Consider the following 24,275-nt stretch of genomic DNA (forward strand, 5'->3'; position numbering starts at 1 on the left):
ACGAGGTGCGCGTGCGTAACCAGGGGCGGAACCAGGGTCGTAGACGGGGTCACAGCCAGGGTCGTGGCCGGGGGACGGCCGCGCTGTTGTGCGCGGGGATGATGGCGGGTGCGGCGGTGCTCGGCGGGACCGTCCCTGCGGGGGCGGCGCAGGGGAACGTCCTCGGTACCGCCGCCCAACAGGAGGACATCCAGGCGCAGTTGGCGGCCATCCCCGGCATGACGGTCGTCTCGGTGACCGACAAGGAGGGCTACCCCTTCTATACGCTCACGTACGCGCAGCCGGTCGACCACCGCAACCCCAAGGCCGGCACGTTCACCCAGCGCCTCACGCTCTGGCACAAGGCGGCCGCCAAGCCCACCGTCTTCTACACCGGCGGCTACACCCTCTCCTCCAGCACGCGCGAGATCACCAAGCTGCTCGACGCCAACCAGGTCTCCATCGAACACCGCTACTTCGCAGAGTCCCGCCCCAAGGGCGCGGCAGGTGACGACTGGTCCAAGCTCACGGTCTGGCAGGAGTCCAGCGACGAGCACCGCATCACGCAGGCCCTGCGCACCATCGAGAAGGGCAAGTGGCTCGCCACGGGCGGCAGCAAGGGCGGCATGACCGCGACCTTCCACGAGCGCTTCTACCCGCAGGACCTCGACGCCGTCGTCGCGTTCGTCGCTCCGAACGACGCGAACAACAACGACGACAGCGGCTACGAGGACTTCTTCAAGACCGTCGGCACGCCCGAGTGCCGCGCCGCCCTGAACGCCGTGCAGCGCGAGATGCTGGTGCGCCGCGACGCCCTCGTCCCGAAGTTCGAGGCCGATGCGGCGGCGGCCGGTGACACGTTCGAGGAAACCCTCGGAACCACCGACAGGGCCTACGAGTTCGCCGTGCTCGACCAGGTCTGGAACTTCTGGCAGAGCGGCACGATCGACGACTGCCCGACCGTGCCCGACGCCAAGAAGGCCACCGACGACGAGCTCTACACCTGGTCGAAGGGCCATGGCTTCAGCGTCTACCAGGACGAGACCCTGGGCACGAACGGCACCGGCCCCTACTACCGGCAGGCCGCCACCCAACTCGGCTGGGCCGACCTCAAGTTCAAGCACCTCAAGGACGTCCGCCACTACCCGGACATCTACCAGCCCAACTCGGTCCTGCCCGCCGCGATGCGCGGCACCTACGACGGCTCGGCGATCTCCGGCGTCGACAAGTGGGTGAAGACGCGTGGCGAGCGGATGATGTTCGTGTACGGGCAGAACGACCCGTGGAGCGCCGAGAAGTTCACCCCGAGCAAGCACGACTCGTACCGCTACGTCGTGCCCGGCTCCAACCACGGCGCGGCCATCGCCAAGCTGCCCGCGGACGAGCAGACCAAGGCCGTCGCCACGATCAAGCGCTGGGCCGGCGTGCAGTAGCGCACGCGAGCACGAGTCCGGCCGCGCCGAGCAGCGGCAGCAGGACGCGGTGGTCCACGACCGCGATGAGGCCCGCGCCCATCGCGAGGGCCACCGCGTTCGGCGCGAACATCAGTGTGTTCGCGGTCGCCACCGCGCGGCCGACGAGCGCGTCCGGGGTCTCGCGCTGGACCGCGGTGAGCGCCGCGATCAGGACGCACGGCAGGCCCATGCCGATCGCCGCGCTGCACCCGAGTGCCACGGCGTCGTACGGGAGCGCGCGCAGGCCCGCGCCCGCCGCGAACAGGGCGATCCCCGCCGCCGAGAACCGGCGCTCGCCGAGCCGCCGCAGCAGCCCTCCCGCGGCGAGCCCGGCCACGACCGAACCGGCGCCCTGCACGGCGGACAAGACCCCCGCGTACGAGGGGGAGCGGCCGAGGCCGCCGTCGACGACCGCGTAGAGCGCGGCGCCGTTCAGGCCCGCCAGCAGCATGGTGGCCGCGGCGGCCAGGACGAGGGGGCGCAGCCGCTCCTGCCGCCACAGCGCGCGTACGCCCTCCGCGGTGCGGGCCCGCACGCCCGTGGTCCGGCGTGCGGGCGCGGGCTCCCGGATCCGGAGCCGCGCGTAGAGCCCGGCCGCGGCGGCGAAGGTCGCGGCGTCGAGCAGGGCCACGCCCCCGCCTCCGCACACTGCGAAGAGGCCCGCGCCTGCGAGCGGGGCGACCAGCTTCATGCCCTCGTTGGCCGTCATCCGCAGCCCGTTGAAGTCACCGAGCGCGTCCTTGCCGACGACAGCAGGTACGAGGGCGGCCTCGGCCGCGTCGGTGACGACCCCGCATGTCCCGTACGCGAAGAGGACCGCGAACAGGATCCACAGCCGGCCCGCCGAGTCGACGGCCGGCAGCGACAGGAGCAGCAGGCCGAGGCCCAGGTTCGCGGCGACGAGGAGGGGCCGTCGCCGGGTGCGGTCGGCGACCGTGCCGAGCAGGGGCCCGGCGAGCGTGGGCGCCCACAGCGCGAAGGCGCACAGCGCGGCGAGGCTGTCCGAGCCGGTCAGGTCCTTCACCCAGATCCCGGCGGCCAGCCACATGGCGGAGGTACCGAACCCGGACACGACGATGCCGGCCAGGAGGAGCCGGGAACCGCCCCGTGTGGCGGTAGAAGTGAACGTCATGCCAGGTCATCGTGGTGCTAAGGCCCCCGGCGGGGGATCGGGCGGATGCCCTAGGCGGACGCGCCGATGACTTTCGGGCGGAGCCGGGGTCTACAGGTGAGTACGCAATGCGAGTCCTGGATTTGTGAGTCCTGAGAACGAGCAAGGAGCCCGACATGCCCGACGCGATCGACCAGACGGCGCAGCAGATGGTGGACTTCGGCCCGCAGACGCGGCTCGTGGCGCGCCTCGCGGACGGAGTGGGCGAGGGCCGGCTGAACCTGGCGACCCCGTGCCCGGAGTACTCGGTGCGCAACCTGCTCGGGCACATCCTCGGGCTGACTGTCGCCTTCGGCGACGCCGCCCGCAAGAACCTGGGCCCGACGACGGACACGAACCCGACGGCGTCCCTGCCCGACATCACGGACGGCTGGCGCGAGGCGCTGGCCAAGGCGCTCGACGAACTCGCGGAGGCCTGGCGCGACCCGGAGGCCTGGCAGGGGATGACCCGCGCGGGCGGCGTCGACCTGCCCGCCGGGGTGGCGGGCCTCGTCGCCCTGGACGAACTCGTCGTGCACGGCTGGGACCTGGCGAGGGCCACGGGCCAGGAGTACGACCCCGAGGAGGCTGCCCTGGGAGCGGCCCACGCGTTCCTCGCGCAGTCCACGGGTCCGGACCGCCCGCCCATCTTCGGCCCCGTGGTCCCCGTCCCGGACGAGGCACCACTCCTGGACCGGGTCGTGGGGCTGAGCGGCCGCGAACCGCAGTGGAGGCCCGCCCCCTGAAACCCGTCCACCCACTCGGCGCGCACCGTAGGGTGCCGGGATGGCGCTCACCCTCACCGTCCTCGGCACCGCATCGCCCCACCCGCGGCCCGGACACCCCTGCTCCGGATACCTCCTGACGGCAGGAGACGTACGGGTCTGGGTGGACGCGGGCCCCGGCACGTTCGCCGAACTTCAGCGGCACGCCACCCCGGAGGCGCTGACCGCCGTCTGGATCTCGCACCTGCACTCCGACCACTGGGCCGACCTCATCGCGGCGGCGGCCGGCATCGGTGACGGCGGCCTCACCGTGCCCGTACCCCTGCCGGTCCACGCCCCTGCGGGTTGCGCGCGGAGGCTGGCCGGGTTCTTCGGAAGCGACGACCCGTCGCAGGTCGCGGAGGTCTTCGACTTCCGCGACCTGGGCGACGGACACCGGGCAGACCTGGGCGGCGGCCTGATCCTGGAGAGCAGACGTGTGGCGCACGGGGGATTGGAGGCGTACGGACTGCGCGTCGAGTACGAGGGTGTGGTCTTCGCGTACTCCGGGGACACCGGACCCTGCCCCGAGCTGACCGAACTCGCCGCCGGAGCCGACCTGTTCCTGTGCGAGGCCGACATCGACCGGCGGCGGGACGGTGAGCCGGTCCATCTGACCCCGGAGGACGCGGGGGCCGTCGCGAGGGCGGCGGGCGTCGGGGAGCTGGTGATCACCCATGTCGGCCCCACGCTCACCGCCGAGGCGGCGACGGCCCGCGCGGGGGCTGTCTTCGGCGGCCGGACGTCGCAGGCCCGCGAGGGAGACGTTCTCCGCCTCCGTCGGAAGCGCTGACCCATCACCTGTGCGCTGGAGGGCAGCCATGAGCGCGCCCAGGAAACGGAGACGGCCGGGTGTGCCGAAAATGGCCGGGGACGCGTCGAGACGGCTGATGGCCGTCCAGGCACTGGGCGCCCCGCCCGCACATCGGCAGGACCGTTCGTGCCCGCACGGCACCGAGGAGCAGCGGAACCGCAGGGCTGGATTCCTATGGATCGCGTATCGATCGGATAAAGCACCTGTCGCCGCTCGTGTGATGCGCGTAGACAAGCGGTGACCTGGCGCGAACGATCACGCGACGCGATGTGCGCGCCGGGTCTCCTTCCGACCCGACGGCCGCTGCAGGCCAGATCCGGAGACACCATTCATGCGGAAGTCCATCAGAGTCGCGGGGATCGCCGCGGCGTGCGCCCTCGCGGGCGGTGCCGTCTACGGTACGGGCGCGGCGAGTGCCGGCGGCGCGTCGGCGAGCACCACCGCCGAGCCCCACAACATCGGTCTCCTCACCACCGAGATCACCTCGTACTACGGTGCCACGCAGGACAGCGCCGGCGTGTGGCAGGCCTCGGCCGACAGTCAGTACGCCAAGGACCTGGCGCGCATCGAGGCGGGTGCGAAGAGGCAGATCGCCAAGGCCGCCAAGCAGCACCACGGAAAAGGTGACAAGCCCGCCGTCGTCTTCGACATCGACGACACTCTTCTCCTCAGCCTCGACTACGAGAAGAAGACCAACTACGTCTACAACGACGCCAGTTGGAAGGAGTACGTGGCAAAGGCGGACCGACCGGCCGTCTTCGGTACGCCCGGTCTCATCGACTACGCGCAGTCCAAGGGTGTCGAGGTCTTCTACAACTCCGGTCTGGGCGAGACGCAGCGCGCCGCCGCCGTCGAGAACCTGAAGAAGGTCGGCATCGACGTCAACCTCGACGCCGACCATGTCTTCCTCAAGGACAAGACCAACCCGCCCGCCTACCTCAGCGGTTGCGCCACCGCGAGCGCCTGGAACTGCACCACCGTGCAGTACAAGTCCGGCACCCGCAAGCACATCGAGTCCCTCGGCTACGACATCGTCGGCAACTTCGGCGACCAGTACTCCGACCTCGAGGGCGGCTACGCCGACAAGACGTACAAGTTCCCGAACCCGACGTACTACGTCAGCTAGTCGCACGGCCGCGAGCGTCGGCGTGCACCGGGTCGGCTACCGGTGCGCGCCGCTGCCGCAGGTCCGCAGCCGTCGGTTGTACTCCGCCCGCGATCTGCGGCAGCTACGCGGAGGGGACCCTCTGCCAGAAGTGGTCCACGATGTCGTCGAGATAGCGCTGGCCCGGCTCGCCCGAGGCGATCGAACCGCCCGCCCGGCTCAGCGTCGCCGCCATCAGGGTCTGGTATTCCTGGTGCATTTCGCGCAACGCGCCGTCGAGGTCACGGCGTTCCATCGAGAGCAGCTTGGCGATCGCGCGGACGTGTGCCTGCCAGCGGGTACCGACGGCGTCCCGCAGCAGCTGCGCCAAGTCGTCCTCGCGGCCCGTGATGGAGATCAGGTCCCGTGGGGCCAGGGCGAGTACGGAGGCGAGCGCCGCGGACTGGCGGTGGTTGCCACCCCACTGGCCGGTCGCCTCCATCTGCTGGTACGCGCCGACGTCGAGGCCGATGCCGCGGGCCACGTCCTCGACGGCCAGACCGCGGGCGAGGCGATGCTCCCGCAAGGTGCGCGGGGCGCCGATGAGCTGGTGGGGCGCGCACCACAACGCGCCCGCCAGCGCGGTGAGTTCGGTCGAACTGGGCAGTGCGGTGCCGCGCTCCCACGCGGTGATGTGGTCCGGAGTGATGTGACTCATTCCGTACGACGCGCGCATGCCGTACGCAACGTGACCGGGAGCCATCCCGAGGTTCTCCCGGATGGTGCGCGCGGCTCTGGCGTTGAAGGGGGGTGTCGGATCCGCTGTCGGGTGACGATGCACCAGCACAGAGTAAGGAGTGTTCGCCTGGCCGGTTTTCGACCGTTCCGCAGCAATCATGACTTAGACGGACAGTGGAATCGAGATTTCGTAGGAACCGACAGGAGGTGGAGTCGGACGCGGAGGCAGTTCGGGGATCGTATGGAGCTCTTGGGACTGAATGTGATGTTCCGTTATCGGCAAATAGCCTGAACAAGTGCCCTCTGGGCGGGAATTCGGTTCCCGTGAGCGCACGTATGATCCGGTCTCGCCCGTGTGCGCTTTCGTCCATGGCTCACACGGTGCGGTGATAGGTGAATCCCACGAGAGAGCTGTCCCTGGCGTGCGGTACGGCACGCCGGGATCCCTGGATCTCTGGATCCTCAGATCGCTGTAGAGCCTGGAGAAGTCATGCAGACCAACGCGACCGGCCCGGTGAACTCCACCACCGCGCCCCCCGCGGGATCGGGCAGTGCCATCGACCGCTACTTCCGTATATCGGAGCGCGGTTCTACGTACGGCAGGGAGATACGCGGCGGATTCGCCACGTTCTTCACCATGGCGTACATCCTCGTCCTCAATCCGATCATCCTCGGCAGTACCAAGGACAAGTTCGGCGATCAGCTCGATCCGGTCCAACTCGTCACCGCCACGGCTCTCGTGGCCGCGGTGATGACCGTGATCATGGGCGTCGGCGGCAATCTGCCGCTCGCCCTCGCGGCGGGCCTCGGGCTCAACGCTGTCGTCGCCTTCCAGCTCGCGCCCCAGATGGCCTGGGACGACGCGATGGGGCTCATCGTGCTCGAGGGCCTGCTGATCTGCGTCCTGGTCCTGACGGGCCTGCGCGAGGCGGTCATGCACGCCATTCCGCAGCCGCTCAAGCAGGCCATCAGCGTAGGTATCGGCCTGTTCATCGCCTTCATCGGTTTCGTCGACTCCGGCTTCGTCACCCGCATTCCGGACGTCGCGAACACCACCGTGCCGGTGCAGCTCGGCACCGGCACCCTGACCGGCTGGCCCATGCTCGTGTTCTGCGCCGGGGTGCTCCTGACGATCGTGCTGCTCGCCCGCAAGGTGAAGGGCGCCATCCTCATCAGCATCGTGGCGATGACGCTGGTCGCCATCGCGGTCAACGAGCTCGCCGACGTCAAGTCCTGGGGTCTCACCGTGCCCCAGGTGCCGGACAAGCTCGTCGCCTCGCCGGACTTCGGCCTCCTCGGTCACTTCGATCTGTTCGGTGCCTTCGGCCAGGTGGGCGCGCTCACGGTGGTGCTGTTCGTCTTCACTCTGATCCTTTCGGACTTCTTCGACACCATGGGCACCGTCGTCGGCATCACGGCCGAGGCCGGACTGCTCGACGAGCGCGGCCAGGTGCCGAACGTCGGCCGGGTGCTGTTCATCGACAGCGTGGCCGCCGTCGCGGGTGGCGCCGCCTCCGCCTCCTCGGCGACCACGTACGTCGAGTCGGCCGCGGGTGTCGGAGAGGGCGCGCGCACCGGCTTCGCGAACCTGGTCACCGGCGGCCTGTTCGCGCTCGCCCTGTTCCTCACCCCGGTCCTGACGATCGTGCCGATGCAGGCCGCGGCGCCCGCCCTCATCGCGGTCGGCTTCCTGATGATGACGCAGGTCAAGCACATCGACTGGGAGCGGTTCGAGATCGCCATCCCGGCGTTCCTGACCATCGCCGTCATGCCGTTCACGTACTCCATCACCAACGGCATCGGCGCGGGCTTCGTCTCGTACGTCGTCATCAAGGCGTCCCTCGGCAAGGCGCGTGAGGTGCACTGGCTGCTGTGGGGCGCGGCCGCGCTCTTCCTCGTGTACTTCGCGATCGACCCCGTGGAGCAGCTGCTCGGCGTGAAGTGACGCCGTAGGGCCGTGATCTAGGCTCGGGTCGTGACCGGCTATCTCGACCGCCTCGCGGAGCTGCTGCGCGAGGCGCACGGCCTTCCGCCGGACCGTGTCGCCGCCACGGTCGCCGATCTCGCGGCGTATCTGGCGCAGGCCGGGGGAGCGGACCCGCAGGACGCGTTCGGTCCGGCCGAAGCGCTCGCCCGGCGCCTCGCCCCGTCCGGGACGTCCGCAGCCGACGAGCACTTGGAGACCTGGCGCTGGCTCGCCGACACGTATGCCGACGAGCACCTCCTGAACCGCTTCGGCGACGAGGGCTGGGAGGTCGAGCGGGTCGACCCGCTCGGCCGCTTCGTCAGCCACCGCGACCCGGAGCGGCCGCGGCGCTGGGAGTACCGGCGCGAGCTGATCACCGGGGGCGGCGAAGGCCTCGACGAACGGCTCGCGCCCGACGGCTGGGAGCCGTGCGGCGGCTGGGTCGTGTACGCGTGGTTCAAGCGTGAGAAGGCGGTCGGCGCCGGCCCGGAGCCCGCGCCGTCCGAACCGCCGCCGGTCCCGCGGCGCCCCACGTTCCCGGGGCTCCGGCGCGGCTACGTACTCAAGGGCGGCGCCCTGGCCCTCGTCGCCGCTGTCGTGGTGGCGGCGAGCACCGGCACAGGCTTCGGCGTCGGTCTCGCGGTGGGTCTGCTGGTGGGAGCGCTGGTGCCGCCGGTGACGGCCTGGGCGCTACGCGGCCGGAGCCGCTAGGGCCTTCATGGCGAGGTGCCGGAACACCGGTTCCGGCACCTCGCCGAGCCCGTCTACCCCTTGAGCGCCGCCGACATCATCGCCTTCGCGATCGGCGCCGCCAGACCGTTGCCGCTCACCTCCGAGCGGGCCGCGTCCGACTGCTCCACCACGACCGCCACCGCGACCTCCTTGCCGGTGGAGTCGTCCTTCGCGTACGACGTGAACCAGGCGTACGGCGTCTTGCTGTTGTTCTCGCCGTGCTGGGCCGTACCCGTCTTGCCGCCCACCGTCGCGCCCGGGATCTGTGCGTTCGTACCGGTGCCCTGCGAGACGACCGTCTCCATCGCCGACTGGAGCTGCGAGGCCGTGGACGTGCTCACGACGCGCGTGCTGTCACCGTCGGCGAAGCTCTTGATCGCGTTGCCGTCGGCGTCCGTGACCTGCGAGACCATGTGCGGGGAGGCCTGCTCGCCGCCGTTGGCGATCGTCGCCGAGACCATCGCCATCTGCAGCGGCGTCGCCGTCACGTCGAACTGGCCGATGCCCGACAGGCCCGTCTGCGCCTTGTCCATGTCCTTCGGGTACACGCTCTTGGAGGCCCGGACCGGCATGTCCTGCTTGTCGTCGTTGAAGCCGAACTTCTCGGCCATCGCCCTGACCTTGTCCTGGCCCAGGTCGACGGCGAGCTTTCCGAAGACGTTGTTGCAGGAGTACTTCAGCGCCGTGCGGATCGAGGCGTCCTCGCAGGGCGCGGACGCGCTCTCGTTCTTCAGGTCCGTGGCCGTGCCCGGCAGCCGGTACGGGTTCGGGCTGTCGGTCTTCGCGTCCACCGACGAGTAGAGCCCGTCCTCCAGCGCCGCTGCCGCGACGACCAGCTTGAACGTGGACCCGGGCGGCAGCGCCTGCTTGATCGCCCGGTTCAGCGTCGGCTGGTCCTTGTCCTTCGACAGCGCCGTCCACGCCTTGCCGTCCGTGGACGGGTCCGAGCCGCTGATCTTCGACGGGTCGAACGACGGCGTCGAGACGAGGCCGAGCACCTTGCCGGTCTTCGGGTCGATCGCGACGGCCGCGCCCTTCTTGTCGCCGAGCGCGCGGTACGCGGCCTTCTGCACCGCCGGGTCGATGGTCGTGACCACGTCACCGGGCTCGGTGTGCTTGCCGGTGACCGCGTCGACGGGGTTCTTGAGCCGGGTGTCCGTCCCGTCGAGGATGTCCTGGTAGATGCCCTCGAGCTGCGTCTGCCCGTACACCTGCGAGCTGAAGCCCGTCACGCCCGCATAGAGCTCGCCGTCCTTGTACGTGCGCTTGTACGCGAGGTCGCTGCCCGTGCCCGTTCTCTTCGAATCGGTGACCGCCTCTCCGCCCACGATGATGTCGCCCAGGGGATACGCGTACTGCTGCATCACGTTCCGCCGGTTGTTCTTGTTGTCCGCGAGGGCCTGGCCGTCGTAGAACTGCACCCACGTCGCCCTCACCAGCAGAGCGAGCACGAGGAGCAGACAGAAGACCGAGGCGCGTCTGATCGTCTTGTTCATCCCGCACAGAAGACGAGCGGACGAGAGCGGATCGTTCCGTTCCGGCCCGGTTTCTCAGTGAATCCTCATCAAGAGATCCGCGTCACGCCGGCCCGGACGCGGCCGCTGTCACGAGGCTCACGCCTTCATGAAGCCGCCCTCGTACGCCGCGATCACGGCCTGTGTACGGTCCCGGGCCCCGGTCTTCGCCAGGACCGCCGCCACATGCGTCTTCACCGTGGCGGGGCCCACTCCCATCCGCCGCGCGATCTCCGCGTTGGTCAGGCCCGACGCCATGTGCCGCAGCACCTCGCTCTCGCGGCCCGTGAGCCGCGCCACCCACGCGGCCGCCGCGGGCCCGGTGTGCCCGTACTCCGCGGCGAGGGCGCGCACGGCCGCGGGGAAGAGCAGGGAGTCGGTGTGCGCGACGAGGCGCACCGTCTGCACGAGCGCGTCCGCCTCGGCGCGCTTGAGGAGGAACCCGGCGGCGCCCGCGCGCAGTGCCTCGTACACGTAGGCGTCGTTCTCGAAGGTCGTGACCACGACGATGCGCGGGGGCGCGGCCATCGATCCGAGGATCTGTTCCGTGGCGCGTATGCCGTCGGTCTCCGGCATGCGTACGTCCATGAGGACCACGTCGGGCGCCAGCTCGCGCACCACGGACACCGCTTCGGCGCCGGTCGCCGCCTCGCCCACGACCTCGATGCCGTCCTCGGCGGACAGGATGGCGCGCAGGGCGCTGCGCACCATGCGCTCGTCGTCGGCGAGGACGACACGGATCGCGGTCATGGGGTGGTTCCTCTCATGCGATTCCTCGTGCGGTTGCCTCGTGCGTTCGCCTCATGCGTTCGCCTTCAGAGGCAGCCGTACCGACACCCGCCACGCACCGTCCGCAGGGCCGGCCTCGGCCGCGCCGCCCAGCAGCCGGGCCCGGTCCGCGATGCCGCGCAGCCCGTGGCCGCCGCCGGGGCGGGCGCGCGGCGGGTGCGGCGGCAGCGGGTTCTCGGCGGTGATCAGCAGGTCGTCGCCGTCGCGCGCGAGACGCAGAGCGAGGGACGTGCCCGCGTGCCGCAGCGCGTTGCTCAGCACCTCCTGCACGATCCGGTACGCCTCGCGGGACACCAGCGGCGGCAGCGCGGCCGGGTCCAGGGCCACGACATCCGCCTGTAGGCGCAGGCCGCCGGCCCGCGTGCGGCTCAGCAGCCCGTCCAGGTCGGCGGCGAGTGTCGGCGCGGGCGCCGTGGACGCGGGGTCGCCCGCCTCCCGCAACACGCCCAGTACGGCGTCGAGTTCGCCCACCGTGCGCCGCGTGGTGTCCTCGATCGCGGCGAGGGCCTCGCGGACGAACTCCACGTCGTGGTAGAGGACGCGGCGAGCCGCGCTCGCCTGGAGGGTGACCGCGCTCAGGGCGTGGCCCACCGAGTCGTGCAGCTCGCGCGCGAGCCGGTTGCGTAGGGCGAGGTCCGCGGCGCGCCGCTCGGCCACGACGAGCCGGTCCGCCGGAGTCGGCCCGAGGAGCACGGGCGCCCACCGCGCCAGGAGGGCACCGGCCACCGCGGCGCAGCCCGCGAGCGCCACGAGCATCGCCGCGCCCGCGACGGGGGCGAGCGCCAATGCCCACGCGTGGTGCAGGACTTCGGGCAGCGCGAGGGCCGAGTCACGCAGCCCGGCGAACAGGGGAAGCACCATCAGCGTCACCGCGAACGGGGGCAGCGCGAGCGTCATCCCACTGAGTACCCCGCCGAATCCGAGGTGCAGCGTGAACCAGGCGACGGTCCGCCCTCGCGCGGCGCGGCTCCGGGGCGGCCCGTCGGCGAGTGCGTCGCCCGGCACCCCACACAGCGCGCGCACCGCCGCCACCGAGATCGGCCGGGTCAGCGGGAACAGAGCGGTGACCGCGGCGAGCGGCAACCCCACGGCGAACGAGCCGAGTTGGAGGGTCAGTGAGGTGAAGACATCGCTCACGCCGGTGAGCGACCCGATGACGACCGAGCCCACCAGGACGTACGGCATGGCGAGTGCGCCGCCGAGGATCAGATGGATCCACCGCCGACGCGCCCGCCGCCCGAACAGGGCGCTCCAGAAACCCCTCATGACGCCGTACGTCGCTCCGCGCGGCCCGCGAGGAAGCGGACACCGACGGCGGCGACGAGGATCCCGACGATCATCTGGACAGCGTAGGTGAGGTTCATGACCGGCGTCGGCCGCCGGGTGATGTCGTCGACGCCGGCGAGGGAAGCGAGCGCGAGCCAGCCGCCCCAGCAGGCCACGGCCCCCGAGCCGAGCCACGCGAGGGCCAGCGGCAGCTTCACCGGCAGGCCGCCGCCGCGCCGGAAGGTGAGGGACAGCGCGCCGAGCACGGCGGCGGCGAGGAAGGCCACGTCCGTGGCCTCGAGGACGTAGAAGTCACTTGAACGGTCCGCGATCCGGGCGGAGCTGAGGCCGGTGGTCGCGCCGCACGCCCACAGCAGGTGCAGGGTCAGGGGGAACAGGGCGAGCACCGCGGCGGCGACCGCCGGGGTCCGCCGGGCGGCGTCGGCCGGGGGAGGCGGCAGCTCCCGGACCGGGCCGCGCCACGTGTGGCCCCAGCGGTCGCGCGCGTACAGGGCGAACAGGGTGCCGAGGGCGAGCCCTTGGAGGATGAAGCCGGTGTAGACGACCCCGAACACCCACTCGTCGAGGAAGGGTCCGCCCTTGGACCCGCCGTGGTTCACGGAGCCGCCGAAGGCCCTGACCAGCAGCTGGAGCGGGTACCCGGTCATGATCGGGGTGAGCAGCCCGGTCGCGACCCACATCGGGAACACGAGGAGCCAGGCCGGGACGCGCCGCCCCCACGGCCGGGTCAGCAGCAGCGCGAGGACGATCACGGCGCCGTCCATGAGCACGGTCACGCTGTTGGCGGCGGCCATCGACGCCCGGTGGTCGAGCAGCGGGCTGCCCTCGGGGATCCCGAGGTGACTCCCGCCGATCCAGGCGATCTTGAGCGTGAGGTACGGCAGGCACGACACCACGGCGACCGCCCGCAGCACGCGCCTGAGTCTGCCGCTGCGGAGTGCCGGTCGGGGAGCGGTACGGGAGGCGGGAGCGGCTGTCTGCGTCATGCCCCCACGCTCCCGCGCCGCCCGCGCCCGCACGTCGTGCCCACAGCCGATCCGCCTCCGCCGCACGGGGGAGGCCACGGCCGCCGCAGGCGCACGGGGCACCCGCCGTGTACCGCTTACGCGTCGAGCACCAGCACGTACTCGGGAATTTCCTTCCCGCGCGCGTGGGCGAAGCCCGAATCCTGGCCGATGACGCGGAAACCGCACTTCTCCAGGACGCGCAGCGAGCCGATGTTGTCGGTCGCGGCGCGCGCGTGCAGCGGGCGCTCCGGGACCTCGGCGAGCAGCGTGCGGAGCGCCGCCGTGGCGAGTCCGCGCCCCCAGTGCGTGCGGTCGATCCAGTACGTGACCTGGAGATCGCCCGGCTCCCCGTACACGGCTGCGCTCCCCACGAGTTCGCCGTCGGCGACGACGGCGCGCACCACGTCGGACGACGAGCGGATCCGCTTCCAGTGCGCCTCGAAGTGGTCCCAGTCGGACCCCCTGGGCGAGACGAACGCGGCGACGCGGGCCGCCTCCGGGTCGTTCATGTGCCGGAAGAAGACGCGGACGTCACTCTCCTCGACGGCACGCAGCGCGACCTCCATCAGAGCCTCCGTGTCGCAAGCGTCAGCCGGTCCCGGGCGTCGAACAGCGCGTCCTTCACCATCTGCTCGTGCGCGGGGGTCAGGCGCGCCACCGGCACCGAGCAGCTGATCGCGTCGCGCGCCGGTGTGCGGTACGGGATCGCGACGCCGAAGCAGCGAAGCCCCAGCGTGTTCTCCTCGCGGTCCACCGCGATGCCCTGCTCGCGCACCGTGTGCAGCTCCTCGATGAGCTTCTCGCGGTCGGTGATGGTGTGCTCGGTGAGGGCCGGGAGCGTCTCGGGGAGCATCTTGCGGACCTGCTCGTCGGTGTGGGTCGCGAGCAGCGCCTTGCCGAGGGATGTGGAGTGCGCGGGCAGCCGGCGGCCGACGCGGGTGAAGGGCCGCAGGTAGTGCTGCGACTGGCGCGTGGCGAGATAGACGACGTTCGTGCCGTCGAGGCGCGCCAGGTGGATCGTCTCCGTGGTGTCGTCGGAGAGCCGGTCGAGGGTGGGGCGGGCCGCGGCCACCACCTCGTCGCCGTCGATGTACGACGTGCCGACGAGCAGGGCGCGTACGCCGATGCCGTACCGCGTGCCTGTCGCGTCCGTCTCCACCCAGCCGAGCTCGACCAGCGTGCGAAGGAGCATGTACAGGCTGGACTTGGGGTAACCGACCGCTTCCTGGACGGCCGCCAGGGAGTGCATTCCGGGCCGGCCCGCGAAGTATTCGAGCAATTCCACGGTCCGTACCGCGGACTTGACCTGAGCCCCGCCGCCCGTCTCACCTGCCGACATTCCCTTGACCCCTTCGTTCGACCAGAATTAGTGTCCTGAGTCCGTAGCGTATTCATCATCAGGGACAGCGTTCAGCATATCGAACAGCTGCTGTTCGTCGTCAGGTGAGCGGCACAAATCTGGAGGAACCCGCGGTGGCAGCAGCACCAGTCTGGAGTGTCGACCCCCGAACCGGGAAGCAGCGGGAGCAGGTTGCGGTGGAAGCCACAGCCGAGGAGGTGGACCAGGCGGTCCGCGCCGCGCACGCCGCCACGGGCGCCCTCGCGGACCGCACCGTGCGCGCCGCCTTCCTGCGCAGCGCCGCCGAGCTCCTCGACGCCTCCAAGGACCACCTGGTGGAGGCCGCGGACGCGGAGACCGCGCTCGGTCCCGTCCGCCTCACCGGTGAACTCGCCCGCACCAGCTACCAGTTGCGCGCCTTCGCGGACATCGTCGACGAGGGCGCCTTCCTGGGCATCGTCATCGACCACCCCGACGACTCGGCGACCCCGCCGATCCCGGACCTTCGCCGCTACAAGGTGCCGCTGGGCGTCGTCGCCGTCTACTCGGCGTCGAACTTCCCGTTCGCCTTCTCCGTGCCCGGCGGCGACACCGCGAGCGCGCTCGCCGCGGGCTGCCCCGTCGTCGTCAAGGCCCACCCCGACCACCCCGCCACCTCCGAACTGGTCGCCTCCGTGCTGCGCAGGGCCGCCGCCCAGCACGGCATCCCGGAGGGCGTACTCGGCCTGGTCCACGGCTTCGAGGCGGGCGTCGAGCTCGTGAAGCACCCGCTGGTCTCGGCCGCCGGCTTCACCGGTTCCGTACGGGGCGGGCGCGCCCTGTTCGACGCGGCGGCCGCCCGCCCCGTGCCGATCCCCTTCCACGGCGAACTCGGCTCCCTCAACCCCGTGGTCATCACGGCGGAGGCCGCGGCCGAGCGTGCCGAGCAGATCGGTGCCGGGCTCGCGGGCTCCATGACGCTCGGCGTCGGCCAGTTCTGCGTGAAGCCCGGCCTCGTCTTCGCGCCCAACGGTGCCGACGGCGACCGCCTCGTCAAGTCCCTCACCGACGCCGTCAGCGACACCGACGCGGGCGTGCTCCTCGACCACCGCATGCGCGACAACTTCGTCGCGGGCGTCGCCGAGCGCGCGGAGCTGCCCGACGTGGACGCCCCCGTGACCCCGGGCGCGGGCAGCGAGCACACCGTCAGTCCCGGCTTCCTCACGGTCCCGGCCCAGCGCCTGGCCACCGATGGCGGCGACCACGACCTCCTCCTCGAGGAGTGCTTCGGTCCGGTGACCGTCGTCGCCCGCTACGAGGACGACGCCGAGGTCACCTCCGTGCTCTCGCGGCTGCCCGGCAACCTCTCGGCCACCGTCCACCTGTCCGAGGGCGAGGCCGCGGGCCAGGGGCGCGGCGCCGAGATCCTCGCCGAGCTCACCCCGCTCGCGGGCCGCGTCCTGGTCAACGGCTGGCCCACCGGCGTCGCCGTCGCCCCCGCCCAGCACCACGGCGGCCCGTACCCGGCCACGACGTCCACGTCGACGTCCGTGGGCGGCACCGCCGTCGAGCGCTGGCTGCGCCCGGTCGCGTACCAGAACACCCCCGAGGCACTCCTGCCGCCTGAGCTGCGCGACGACAACCCGCTGGGCCTGCCGCGCCGCTACGAAGGCCGCCAGGAACTCTGAACCCGCCCGCCCTCACCGGCAAGCCCGACCCGCACCTGGAAAACTGACCCGATGGACATCGAACTCCCCGAACTCCCGTTCCCGCTGCGCACCTACGGCCCCGACGGGCACTGGTCGTACGAGGACGGGGTGCTCACCGGCTGGGCCGGACCCCGCCAGGACCGCTTCGTGCCGCCCACCGGCACGGCCCTGGACCCGGCGTCCGACGCGCCCCGCCTGCTCGGGGCGCCGAAGGGCGACTTCCAGCTGCTCGCCCGGGTCACGGTCGGCTTCACCGCCGCCTTCGACGCGGGTGTGCTCTATCTGCACGTCGGCGAGCGCGAGTGGGCCAAGCTCTGCCTGGAGCGCTCGCCCGACGAGCCGACCGTCTGCACCGTCGTCACGCGCGGCCACTCCGACGACGCGAACGCGTTCGTCGTGGGCGGCAGCACGGTGTGGCTGCGCATCAGCCGCACCGGTTCGGCGTTCGCCTTCCACGCCTCGCCGGACGGCGAGAAGTGGACCTTCGTCCGGATCTTCTCGCTGGGCGACGAGGAGTCCGCGGGAGCGGCCCTGGTCGGCTTCATGGCGCAGGCCCCGGTCGGTGACGGCTGCGTCGTCACGTACGAGGCCATCGAGTTCCGCCCGAGCTGGCCGCAGGGCCTGAAGGACGGTTCCTGACACCTCGGGAACCCAGGGGCACCTGACCGCCCGGCCCGGGGAATGAGCCGCCGGAGCCGGGCGTTGAAGGGGGTCGCAGGGCACACCCTGCGCCGTACGAATCTGGAGTGACCCCCATGCGCGTCGAGATCTGGTCCGACATAGCCTGCCCCTGGTGCTACGTCGGCAAGGCCCGCTTCGAGAAGGCCCTGGCCGCCTTCCCGCACCGTGACGGCGTCGAGGTGGTCCACCGCTCCTTCGAGCTCGACCCGACGCGCGCCAAGGGCGACAGCGGACTCGTCATCCCGATGCTCGCGCAGAAGTACGGCATGACCGAGGACCAGGCGCAGGCCGCCGAGCGCAACCTCGGCGAGAACGCCGCCTCCGAGGGCCTCGCCTACCTCACCGAGGGCCGCGACCACGGCAACACCTTCGACATGCACCGCCTCCTCCACTTCGCGAAGGAGCAGGGCCGCCAGGACGAGCTGATCGGCCTCCTGTACCGCGCGAACTTCGCCGACGAGCGGTCCGTCTTCGCCGACGCCGACGGGTACCTGATCAGCCTCGCCGCCGAGGCCGGACTCGACGCCGACGAGGCCCGCGCCGTCCTCGCCGACCCCGCCCGGTACGCCGACGACGTGCGTGCCGACGAGCGCGAGGCCGCCGAGCTCGGCGCGAACGGCGTGCCCTTCTTCGTCCTCGACCGCAAGTACGGCGTCTCCGGCGCCCAGCCCGCCGAGGTCTTCGCCCAGGCCCTGGAGCAGGCGTGGGGCAGCCGCTCGCCGCTCCAGGTCATCGACAGCGGCGACGCCGAGGCCTGTGGCCCGGACGGATGCGCGGTCCCGCAGAACTGACACGGGCCGCGGGAGCGGCACGCAGCCCCCGGAGCAGCACTTATAAGAGACGCTTAGGGGTACTGCTCAACAACACGCAATGGACCGATAGTTGGCCAGGCGGCACAGTGGACTCATGGAGACTCTCGATCACGCGCTCGTGCGCGCCGAGTTCGCACCCGTCACCAGCTATCTGAACACCGCGAGCACCGGGCTGCTCCCGTCCCGCACGGTGGCGGCCATGAAGGACGCGGTCGCCTCCGTCGCGGCCGGCCGCCCCGCCGACATGTTCGCGGACGTCGAGGCCGCCCGCGCCGCCTTCGCCCGGCTTGCCGGGGTTCCGGCCGACCGGGTGGCGGCCGGCGCCTCGGTGGCCGTCTACACCGGAGTCATCGCCGCCTCGCTCCCGGCGGGCGCCGAGGTCCTCACCGCGCAGGACGACTTCAGCTCCACCGTGAACCCCTTCTACGTACGCGGCGACCTCAAGGTCCGCACCGCGCCCCTGGAAGGGATCGCCGACGCCGTTCGGCCCGGCACCGCGCTGGTCGCCGTCAGCGCGGCCCAGTCCGCCGACGGACGCGTCGCCGACCTGCCCGCGATCCGCGAGGCGGCCCGCGCCCACGGCGCCCGCACCTACATCGACTGCTCCCAGGCCGCGGGCTGGCTGCCCGTCGACGCGGACGCGCAGGACTACACGTCCACCGTCGGCTTCAAGTGGCTGCTGTGCCCGCGCGGCGTGAGCTTCCTGGTCGTCCCGGAGGACATGGGATCCCTCAGCGCGGTCTTCGCGGGCTGGGTCGCGGGCGAGCACCCGTGGGACAGCTGCTACGGACCCGTCGAGGAGCTCGCCCACTCCGCGCGGCGGTTCGACGAGAGCCCCAGCCTCTTCTCGTACGCGGGCGCGCGGCACTCCCTGGCGCTCATCGAGGAACTCGGCGTCGACGCGATCCGGGCCCATGACCTCGCCCTGGCGGAGCGCTTCCGCGCGGGCCTCGCCACACTTGGCCACGAGCCCGTGCCCGCGCCGGGCTCGCCGGTGGTCTCCGTCCCGGGCCTCGGCGCTCGGCAGCCGGAGCTGAGCCGGGCCGGCATCGAGGTCTCCAACCGCGCGGGCAACCTGCGGGCGGCCTTCCACCTGTACAACACGGATTCCGACGTCGACCGGCTCCTTGAGGCGCTGTCGGGCTGAACCCGCCGGGCCGACCCTGCGCGTCGGGCCGCTCCGGCCTCCGCCAACCGTCCGGAGCAGGCCCGCCCGCAATCCCCGGATCACCCGTCGGCAGGCTCCGCCCCCGGGCAGCTCGCCGGATCCGTGCACAAATTCGCCTCGACCTTGGCGAGCAGCCGCAGGAGTTCGGTCCGCTCCTCCTTGTCGAGGCCGCGCAGCGTGTGGTCCTCCAGGTCGCCCCACTTGTGCTGCACGTCGCCGAGCAGGCCGCAGCTGGCGTCCGTCGTCTCCACGAGCACGGCCCGCCGGTCGCGCGGGTCGGGGGAGCGGCGTACATGACCGGCCTGTTCGAGCCGCTGGAGCATCTTCGTCACCGTGGACGGGTCCAGGTCGACCGCCTTGATGAGCTCCGACTGGCGCACGGGCCCCCTGTCCCACAGGTGCATCATCAGGAACTCCTGGCCCGGATAGAGGCCGAGCCCGCGCAGCAGCTTGCCCGCGGTGATCCGGTGCAGCCGCGCCACGCGGGAGAGCGCATGGCTGACGGGACCGCAACGGGCGGCCTCGGGCAGGTGCTCACTACAGGCTGGCTCGTCCGTCATGGCGACTCCTGATCGGTTCCGGCCTCGCCGTGGAGTCCGGTCTCTCCACGGGGGTTCGGTCTTCACCCAGAGATTACCTTGGTCGGCCAATGAATGGGTTACAGTGGCACACGGCTCGATTACTTGGCCGACCACATATTGGTCGGCGTTACGTTGCCTGCCCTTGGATGGAGTAGCCATGACCACCGCCTTCGACCCGATCGACCTCTCCGGCGTCCAGCTCGCCAACCGCATCGCCATGGCCCCGATGACCCGCAGCCGGGCCGGCGAGGGCGGCACCGCCACCGACCTGACCGCCGAGTACTACGCGCAGCGCGCCTCGGCCGGCCTGATCATCACCGAGGGCATCCAGCCGTCCGCCGTCGGGCAGGGCTACGCATGGACCCCCGGCCTGCACAGCGACGAGCAGATCGCGTCCTGGCGCAAGGTCACCGACGCCGTGCACGCCAAGGGCGGCACGATCTACGCGCAGATCATGCACGCGGGCCGGATCAGCCACCCGGTGCTGCTGCCCGAGGGGGAGACCCCGGTCGCCCCGTCCCCGGTCGCCCCGGCGGGACAGGGCTTCACCACCGAGGGCATGAAGGACTTCACCACCCCGCGCGCGCTGACCGGCGACGAGGTCCGCGCCACGATCGCCGACTTCGCCACCGCCGCCCGCAACGCGATCGAGGCCGGCTTCGACGGCGTGGAGTTGCACGGCGCCAACGGCTATCTCATCCAGCAGTTCCTCGCGCCCAACACCAACCTGCGCGACGACGAGTGGGGCGGCAGCGTGGAGAACCGCATCCGCTTCGCCGTCGAGGTCGTCAAGGCCGTCGTCGCCGAGATCGGCGCCGAGCGGACCGGCCTGCGGATCTCGCCCGGCAACTCGTACAACTCCATCGAGGAGAGCGACCCGGAGCCGACGTACACCGCCCTGGTCAAGGAGATCGAGCCGCTCGGCATCTCCTACCTGCACGTCCTCGAGAGCTCCGACATCCGCGAGCTGACCCTGGCGCTGCGCAAGCAGTTCTCGGGCACGTTCGTCATCAACGTCCTCAGCGACGGGCCGACCGGGCACGGCGAACTCTCGGTGATCGAGGACGGCATCGCCGACATCATCACGTTCGGCGCGCTCTTCCTCGCCAACCCCGACCTGCCGGCCCGCCTGAAGACGCAGGGTCCGTACAACACCCCGGACCCGGCCACGTTCTTCGGCGGCGCCGCGAAGGGCTACACGGACTACCCGGCGCTCACCGCCTGAGCCCTTCCGCCTGACCGCTTCCGCATACGCGAGTTGGGGCGGCCCCCGACCGGGAGCCGCCCCAACTGTGCGCGCACGAAGGTCACTTCACCGGCGTGAAGTCCCGTGCCCCGATGCTGTGTCTTTCGGGGGGCGCCCCCCGAACCCCCAGCCGGGAGCAGCGCTACCTCACCGGCGTGAAGTCCCGTGCCCCGATGAACGCGGGCCGTCGCACCGGAGCCGCGAACGGCTCCACCGCCGTGTTCTCCACGCTGTTGAACACGATGAAGACGTTCGAGCGCGGATACGGGGTGATGTTGTCCCCGGAGCCGTGCATGGCGTTGCAGTCGAACCACGTCGCCGAGCCCGCGCTGCCCGTGAACAGGCGGATGCCGTGCCGGTCCGCGAACTTGGTCAGCGCCTCGTCCGACGGTGTGCCCGCGTCCTGCATCTGGAGGGACTTCTTGTAGTTGTCCCTCGGCGTCTCGCCCGCGCAGCCCAGGAACGTCCTGTGCGACCCCGGCATGATCATCAAGCCGCCGTTGGTGTCGTAGTTCTCGGTCAGCGCGATCGAGACGGACACGGTCCGCATGTTCGGCAGGCCGTCCTCCGCGTGCCAGGTCTCGAAGTCCGAGTGCCAGTAGAAGCCACTCGCACCGAAGCCCGGCTTCACGTTGATCCGCGACTGGTGGACGTACACGTCCGAGCCGAGGATCTGCCGTGCCCGGCCCACGACCCGCTCGTCGTGCACCAGGTTCGCGAACACCTCGCTGATCCTGTGGACCTCGAAGACGGACCGCACGTCCTGCGACGTGGGCTCGACGATGGAACGCTCGTCGGCCTTGACCGCCGGATCCGTGATCAGCCGGTTCAACTCGGCCTGGTACGTGCCGATCTCGTCCGGACCGATCAGCTCCTCGATCGCAAGGAAGCCGTCCCGCTCGAAGCCCGCGAGGTCCGACTGGCGGATCGGACCGCGCGCGTCCGGCGGCGACCAGACGACGGGGTCGACGCGGGGCGTCGCCACCTCGGAGGCGCCGCGGGTCGGGTAGAGGTCGGTACGTGTCTCCGTGCTCATCAGGATCAGGCCTCCTCGGTCAGCAGCGGGTAGACGCCGTTCTCGTCGTGGTCCTCCCGTCCGGTCACGGGAGGGTTGAACACGCACACGCAGCGGAAGTCGGTCTTGGGGCGCAGGGTGTGGCGCTCATGGCCGTTCAGGAGGTACATCGTGCCCGGCTCGATCCAGTGCTTCTCGCCGGTCTCCTTGTTGGTGAGCTCGGCCTCGCCCTCGACGCACAGCACGGCCTCGATGTGGTTGGCGTACCACATGTCGGTCTCCGTGCCCGCGTAGAGGATCGTCTCGTGCAGTGAGAAGCCGACCTTCTCCTTGGCAAGGACGATGCGCTTGCTCTCCCAGGTGCCGGTCGCCGACTTCACGTGCCGGTCGGTGTTCTCGATCTCCTTGAACGAACGGACGATCACGGTGAGTTGCTGCCTTTCTCTTCTACGTGGTGAGGGGGCGCCTGCCCGCTCGAGCGGAAATCAGGCGGTCTCGCGCACGGCCCGGGTGAGCGTGCGCAGTCCCTCTTCCAGCTCCTCGGGCGTGATCGTCAGCGCCGGAAGCAGCTTGACGACCTCGCTCTCGGGGCCGGAGGTCTCGATGAGCAGACCGAGCTCGAAGGCGCGCTTGGCGACCTTGTTCGCCCGGTCCTTGTCGCGGAATTCCAGGCCCCACACCAGGCCGCGTCCGCGGTACTCGACGGTGTCGTCGCGGAACTCGTCGCGGAGCGCGCCGAGGGCCTCGTCGATCTGCTGGCCGCGGGCGAGCGTCTGCTTCTCCATGGCGGGGCCGTCGGTCCAGTACGTCTCCAGGGCGGCGGCGGCCGTCACGAACGCGGGGTTGTTGCCGCGGAACGTGCCGTTGTGCTCTCCCGGCTCCCAGACGTCGAGTTCCGGCTTGAACAGGCACAGGGACATGGGGAGCCCGTACCCGCTGATGGACTTCGACACGGTCACGATGTCCGGTGTGATGCCCGCCTCCTCGAAGGAGAAGAACGCACCGGTGCGGCCGCAGCCCATCTGGATGTCGTCGACGATCAGGAGCATGTCCCAGCGCTTGCAGACATCGGCCAGCTTGCGCAGCCACTCCGTGCGGGCGACGTTGATGCCGCCCTCGCCCTGCACCGTCTCGACGATCACGGCGGCGGGCGTGTTCAGGCCCGAGCCCGAGTCCTCCAGGAGGCGCTCGAACCAGATGAAGTCCGGCGTCTGCCCGTCCAGGTAGTTGTCGAACGGCATCGGGGTGCCGTGCACCAGCGGGATGCCGGCGCCCGCCCGCTTGAAGGCGTTGCCGGTCACCGCGAGGGAGCCGAGCGACATGCCGTGGAAGGCGTTCGTGAACGACACGATCGACTCACGGCCCTTGACCTTGCGGGCCAGCTTCAGGGCCGACTCGACGGCGTTGGTGCCCGTCGGGCCCGGGAACATGACCTTGTACGGCAGGTCGCGCGGGCGCAGGATGATGTTCTGGAACGACTCCAGGAAGGCGCGCTTCGCCGTCGTCGACATGTCGAGCCCGTGCGTGACGCCGTCGCGCTCCAGGTAGTCGATCAGGGCGCGTTTGAGGACCGGGTTGTTGTGCCCGTAGTTGAGCGATCCCGCGCCCGCGAAGAAGTCGAGGTACTCGTGGCCGTCCTCGTCGAACATGCGGCTGCCCTGCGCCCGGTCGAAGATGGTGGGCCAACCGCGGCAGTAGCTGCGCACCTCCGACTCAAGGGTCTCGAAGACGCTCAGGTCCGGCTGGGTGATGGTCACAGCGAATCTCCTGGGAGATGGGAGTGGGGGTGGCGTGGAAGAGGTCGTGCGGTCTGCGGTCTTGCGCTGCAGAGAAGTGATGGGAGGCCGGTCGTGGGTCAGACGATCGGCCCGATGCGGTGGAGCACCTCGGGCTCGTGCCCGTCGTCCGGGAAGAGGCCCGCGTCGAACAGCACCGTCTGCGCGACCTCCGCGCCGTTGCGGCGTGCGAACGAGGCGAACAGGCGCTGCGAGGCGGCGTTGTCGGGCGAGATCGTCGTCTCGAGCACGGTCGTCGCGCCGTCGGCGACGACCTTCGCCCAGAGGCCGTCGAGCAGTGCCCCGGCCAGACCGCGCCCCCGGTGCGCATGGTCGACGGCCACCTGCCACACCACGAGGGTGTGTGGGTTCTCGGGCCGGATGTATCCGGTGATGAACCCGGCGACGGAGCCGGCGGAGTCACGCGCCACGACGGACGTGGCGGCGAAGTCCCGGCACCACAGCAGGTAGCTGTACGAGGAGTTGAGGTCGAGCACCTTCGAGTCGCGGGCGATGCGCCAGATTGCGGCTCCGTCGGCCACCTCGGGCCGGTCGATCCGCAGGCTCTCGGGCATTTCCAGGAATTGCGCGGTCATGTGAATTCAATTTACCGAGCAATTTCTGGGATTGCATCGCGAGCAGGGGTTACGTAAACGCTCCCTCTGTGTTATCGCGCGGGTGGGGGCGCGCAC

At 70.9% G+C, this 24,275-nt stretch carries 24 protein-coding genes; 11 read left to right on the top strand and 13 right to left on the bottom strand.

What is annotated here, in order from left to right; translation table 11 throughout:
* Nucleotides 1-98: 98 nt before the first annotated feature.
* Entirely contained in the window at nucleotides 99-1,412 is a 1,314-nt protein-coding gene (locus tag CG723_RS07530; RefSeq protein WP_100592446.1) for a S28 family serine protease, read from the top strand.
* Here CG723_RS07530 and CG723_RS07535 read toward each other — a convergent pair.
* Nucleotides 1,387-2,565, bottom strand: a complete 1,179-nt coding sequence (locus CG723_RS07535) for an MFS transporter (RefSeq protein WP_100592447.1) — start codon at nucleotides 2,563-2,565, stop codon at nucleotides 1,387-1,389. The genes CG723_RS07530 and CG723_RS07535 overlap by 26 nt on opposite strands.
* Before the next feature lie 155 nt (nucleotides 2,566-2,720).
* On the opposite strand from CG723_RS07535, the gene CG723_RS07540 reads away from it, so the two are divergent.
* The 3 genes from CG723_RS07540 to CG723_RS07550 all read left to right on the top strand — a co-directional run bounded on the left by CG723_RS07540 (nucleotide 2,721) and on the right by CG723_RS07550 (nucleotide 5,287).
* A complete protein-coding gene (locus CG723_RS07540; protein WP_100592448.1) occupies nucleotides 2,721-3,329 on the top strand; it encodes a TIGR03086 family metal-binding protein in 609 nt (202 codons plus the stop codon).
* Between the two features lie 40 nt (nucleotides 3,330-3,369).
* On the top strand, nucleotides 3,370-4,140 hold the full coding sequence (locus tag CG723_RS07545) for an MBL fold metallo-hydrolase (RefSeq protein WP_100592449.1): 771 nt from the start codon (nucleotides 3,370-3,372) through the stop codon (nucleotides 4,138-4,140).
* Nucleotides 4,141-4,492: 352 nt separating this feature from the next.
* Nucleotides 4,493-5,287: an HAD family acid phosphatase gene (locus CG723_RS07550; RefSeq protein ID WP_100592450.1), complete on the top strand. Its 795-nt coding sequence runs from the start codon at nucleotides 4,493-4,495 to the stop codon at nucleotides 5,285-5,287.
* 103 nt (nucleotides 5,288-5,390) lie between these two features.
* Here CG723_RS07550 and CG723_RS07555 read toward each other — a convergent pair whose 3' ends face one another.
* On the bottom strand, nucleotides 5,391-6,008 hold the full coding sequence (locus tag CG723_RS07555; protein ID WP_100592451.1) for a helix-turn-helix domain-containing protein: 618 nt from the start codon (nucleotides 6,006-6,008) through the stop codon (nucleotides 5,391-5,393).
* Nucleotides 6,009-6,473: 465 nt separating this feature from the next.
* Here CG723_RS07555 and CG723_RS07560 point away from each other — a divergent pair, with 465 nt between their 5' ends.
* Both CG723_RS07560 and CG723_RS07565 read left to right on the top strand, forming a co-directional pair.
* A complete protein-coding gene (locus CG723_RS07560; protein WP_100592452.1) occupies nucleotides 6,474-7,928 on the top strand; it encodes an NCS2 family permease in 1,455 nt (484 codons plus the stop codon).
* Nucleotides 7,929-7,958: 30 nt separating this feature from the next.
* Nucleotides 7,959-8,660 carry a hypothetical protein gene (locus tag CG723_RS07565; protein WP_100592453.1) on the top strand — a complete coding sequence of 234 codons (702 nt, stop codon included), beginning with the start codon at nucleotides 7,959-7,961 and terminating at the stop codon, nucleotides 8,658-8,660.
* 53 nt (nucleotides 8,661-8,713) lie between these two features.
* On the opposite strand, the gene CG723_RS07570 is transcribed toward CG723_RS07565, so the two are convergent.
* From CG723_RS07570 to CG723_RS07595, 6 genes are all read right to left on the bottom strand, one after another.
* A complete protein-coding gene (locus CG723_RS07570) occupies nucleotides 8,714-10,177 on the bottom strand; it encodes a peptidoglycan D,D-transpeptidase FtsI family protein (protein WP_100592454.1) in 1,464 nt (487 codons plus the stop codon).
* A 117-nt stretch (nucleotides 10,178-10,294) separates the two neighbouring features.
* A complete protein-coding gene (locus CG723_RS07575) occupies nucleotides 10,295-10,945 on the bottom strand; it encodes a response regulator transcription factor (protein ID WP_100592455.1) in 651 nt (216 codons plus the stop codon).
* A 51-nt stretch (nucleotides 10,946-10,996) separates the two neighbouring features.
* The gene (locus CG723_RS07580) at nucleotides 10,997-12,250 is read right to left on the bottom strand and encodes a sensor histidine kinase (protein WP_100592456.1); all 1,254 of its coding nucleotides are present in this window, start codon (nucleotides 12,248-12,250) and stop codon (nucleotides 10,997-10,999) included.
* Nucleotides 12,247-13,257, bottom strand: a complete 1,011-nt coding sequence (locus CG723_RS07585) for a hypothetical protein (protein ID WP_100592457.1) — start codon at nucleotides 13,255-13,257, stop codon at nucleotides 12,247-12,249. Before CG723_RS07585 ends, CG723_RS07580 begins: the two co-directional genes overlap by 4 nt.
* Nucleotides 13,258-13,373: 116 nt before the next feature.
* Entirely contained in the window at nucleotides 13,374-13,844 is a 471-nt protein-coding gene (locus tag CG723_RS07590; RefSeq protein ID WP_100592458.1) for a GNAT family N-acetyltransferase, read from the bottom strand.
* A complete protein-coding gene (locus tag CG723_RS07595) occupies nucleotides 13,844-14,617 on the bottom strand; it encodes an IclR family transcriptional regulator (protein WP_100592459.1) in 774 nt (257 codons plus the stop codon). The genes CG723_RS07590 and CG723_RS07595 overlap by 1 nt, the downstream gene beginning before the upstream one ends.
* 134 nt (nucleotides 14,618-14,751) lie before the next feature.
* On the opposite strand from CG723_RS07595, the gene CG723_RS07600 reads away from it, so the two are divergent.
* From CG723_RS07600 to CG723_RS07615, 4 genes are all read left to right on the top strand, one after another.
* On the top strand, nucleotides 14,752-16,284 hold the full coding sequence (locus tag CG723_RS07600; RefSeq protein WP_100592460.1) for an aldehyde dehydrogenase (NADP(+)): 1,533 nt from the start codon (nucleotides 14,752-14,754) through the stop codon (nucleotides 16,282-16,284).
* 51 nt (nucleotides 16,285-16,335) lie between these two features.
* Nucleotides 16,336-16,944, top strand: coding sequence for a DUF1349 domain-containing protein (locus tag CG723_RS07605; RefSeq protein WP_100592461.1), 609 nt, complete (start codon nucleotides 16,336-16,338; stop codon nucleotides 16,942-16,944).
* A gap of 116 nt (nucleotides 16,945-17,060) precedes the next feature.
* On the top strand, nucleotides 17,061-17,777 hold the full coding sequence (locus CG723_RS07610) for a DsbA family oxidoreductase (RefSeq protein ID WP_100592462.1): 717 nt from the start codon (nucleotides 17,061-17,063) through the stop codon (nucleotides 17,775-17,777).
* Between the two features lie 115 nt (nucleotides 17,778-17,892).
* Nucleotides 17,893-18,945 (top strand): aminotransferase class V-fold PLP-dependent enzyme, encoded by a 1,053-nt coding sequence (locus CG723_RS07615; protein WP_100592463.1) that lies wholly within the window; start codon nucleotides 17,893-17,895, stop codon nucleotides 18,943-18,945.
* An 80-nt stretch (nucleotides 18,946-19,025) separates the two neighbouring features.
* Here CG723_RS07615 and CG723_RS07620 read toward each other — a convergent pair whose 3' ends face one another.
* Nucleotides 19,026-19,526 carry a MarR family winged helix-turn-helix transcriptional regulator gene (locus CG723_RS07620; protein ID WP_100592464.1) on the bottom strand — a complete coding sequence of 167 codons (501 nt, stop codon included), beginning with the start codon at nucleotides 19,524-19,526 and terminating at the stop codon, nucleotides 19,026-19,028.
* A gap of 178 nt (nucleotides 19,527-19,704) precedes the next feature.
* Here CG723_RS07620 and CG723_RS07625 point away from each other — a divergent pair, with 178 nt between their 5' ends.
* On the top strand, nucleotides 19,705-20,772 hold the full coding sequence (locus CG723_RS07625) for an alkene reductase (RefSeq protein WP_100592465.1): 1,068 nt from the start codon (nucleotides 19,705-19,707) through the stop codon (nucleotides 20,770-20,772).
* Nucleotides 20,773-20,935: 163 nt separating this feature from the next.
* Here CG723_RS07625 and thpD read toward each other — a convergent pair whose 3' ends face one another.
* From thpD to ectA, 4 genes are all read right to left on the bottom strand, one after another.
* Entirely contained in the window at nucleotides 20,936-21,829 is an 894-nt protein-coding gene (gene thpD / locus CG723_RS07630) for an ectoine hydroxylase (RefSeq protein ID WP_100592466.1), read from the bottom strand.
* A gap of 5 nt (nucleotides 21,830-21,834) precedes the next feature.
* Entirely contained in the window at nucleotides 21,835-22,233 is a 399-nt protein-coding gene (locus tag CG723_RS07635) for an ectoine synthase (protein WP_100592467.1), read from the bottom strand.
* 60 nt (nucleotides 22,234-22,293) lie between these two features.
* The gene (ectB, locus tag CG723_RS07640) at nucleotides 22,294-23,565 is read right to left on the bottom strand and encodes a diaminobutyrate--2-oxoglutarate transaminase (RefSeq protein WP_100592468.1); all 1,272 of its coding nucleotides are present in this window, start codon (nucleotides 23,563-23,565) and stop codon (nucleotides 22,294-22,296) included.
* Between the two features lie 98 nt (nucleotides 23,566-23,663).
* A complete protein-coding gene (ectA, locus tag CG723_RS07645; RefSeq protein ID WP_100592616.1) occupies nucleotides 23,664-24,158 on the bottom strand; it encodes a diaminobutyrate acetyltransferase in 495 nt (164 codons plus the stop codon).
* Between the last annotated feature and the right edge of the window lie 117 nt (nucleotides 24,159-24,275).

The organism is Streptomyces sp. CB01635 (assembly GCF_002803065.1).
In the GTDB taxonomy this organism is placed as follows: Bacteria; Actinomycetota; Actinomycetes; order Streptomycetales; family Streptomycetaceae; genus Streptomyces.

Coding starts and splice junctions, on each gene's coding strand:
- CG723_RS07530 (WP_100592446.1), top strand. CDS start 99: ATGATGGCGGGTGCGGCGGTGCTCGGCGGGACCGTCCCTGCGGGGGCG.
- CG723_RS07535 (WP_100592447.1), bottom strand. CDS start 2,565: ATGACGTTCACTTCTACCGCCACACGGGGCGGTTCCCGGCTCCTCCTG.
- CG723_RS07540 (WP_100592448.1), top strand. CDS start 2,721: ATGCCCGACGCGATCGACCAGACGGCGCAGCAGATGGTGGACTTCGGC.
- CG723_RS07545 (WP_100592449.1), top strand. CDS start 3,370: ATGGCGCTCACCCTCACCGTCCTCGGCACCGCATCGCCCCACCCGCGG.
- CG723_RS07550 (WP_100592450.1), top strand. CDS start 4,493: ATGCGGAAGTCCATCAGAGTCGCGGGGATCGCCGCGGCGTGCGCCCTC.
- CG723_RS07555 (WP_100592451.1), bottom strand. CDS start 6,008: ATGGCTCCCGGTCACGTTGCGTACGGCATGCGCGCGTCGTACGGAATG.
- CG723_RS07560 (WP_100592452.1), top strand. CDS start 6,474: ATGCAGACCAACGCGACCGGCCCGGTGAACTCCACCACCGCGCCCCCC.
- CG723_RS07570 (WP_100592454.1), bottom strand. CDS start 10,177: ATGAACAAGACGATCAGACGCGCCTCGGTCTTCTGTCTGCTCCTCGTG.
- CG723_RS07575 (WP_100592455.1), bottom strand. CDS start 10,945: ATGACCGCGATCCGTGTCGTCCTCGCCGACGACGAGCGCATGGTGCGC.
- CG723_RS07580 (WP_100592456.1), bottom strand. CDS start 12,250: ATGAGGGGTTTCTGGAGCGCCCTGTTCGGGCGGCGGGCGCGTCGGCGG.
- CG723_RS07585 (WP_100592457.1), bottom strand. CDS start 13,257: ATGACGCAGACAGCCGCTCCCGCCTCCCGTACCGCTCCCCGACCGGCA.
- CG723_RS07590 (WP_100592458.1), bottom strand. CDS start 13,844: ATGGAGGTCGCGCTGCGTGCCGTCGAGGAGAGTGACGTCCGCGTCTTC.
- CG723_RS07595 (WP_100592459.1), bottom strand. CDS start 14,617: ATGTCGGCAGGTGAGACGGGCGGCGGGGCTCAGGTCAAGTCCGCGGTA.
- CG723_RS07605 (WP_100592461.1), top strand. CDS start 16,336: ATGGACATCGAACTCCCCGAACTCCCGTTCCCGCTGCGCACCTACGGC.
- CG723_RS07610 (WP_100592462.1), top strand. CDS start 17,061: ATGCGCGTCGAGATCTGGTCCGACATAGCCTGCCCCTGGTGCTACGTC.
- CG723_RS07615 (WP_100592463.1), top strand. CDS start 17,893: ATGGAGACTCTCGATCACGCGCTCGTGCGCGCCGAGTTCGCACCCGTC.
- CG723_RS07620 (WP_100592464.1), bottom strand. CDS start 19,526: ATGACGGACGAGCCAGCCTGTAGTGAGCACCTGCCCGAGGCCGCCCGT.
- CG723_RS07625 (WP_100592465.1), top strand. CDS start 19,705: ATGACCACCGCCTTCGACCCGATCGACCTCTCCGGCGTCCAGCTCGCC.
- thpD (WP_100592466.1), bottom strand. CDS start 21,829: ATGAGCACGGAGACACGTACCGACCTCTACCCGACCCGCGGCGCCTCC.
- ectA (WP_100592616.1), bottom strand. CDS start 24,158: ATGCCCGAGAGCCTGCGGATCGACCGGCCCGAGGTGGCCGACGGAGCC.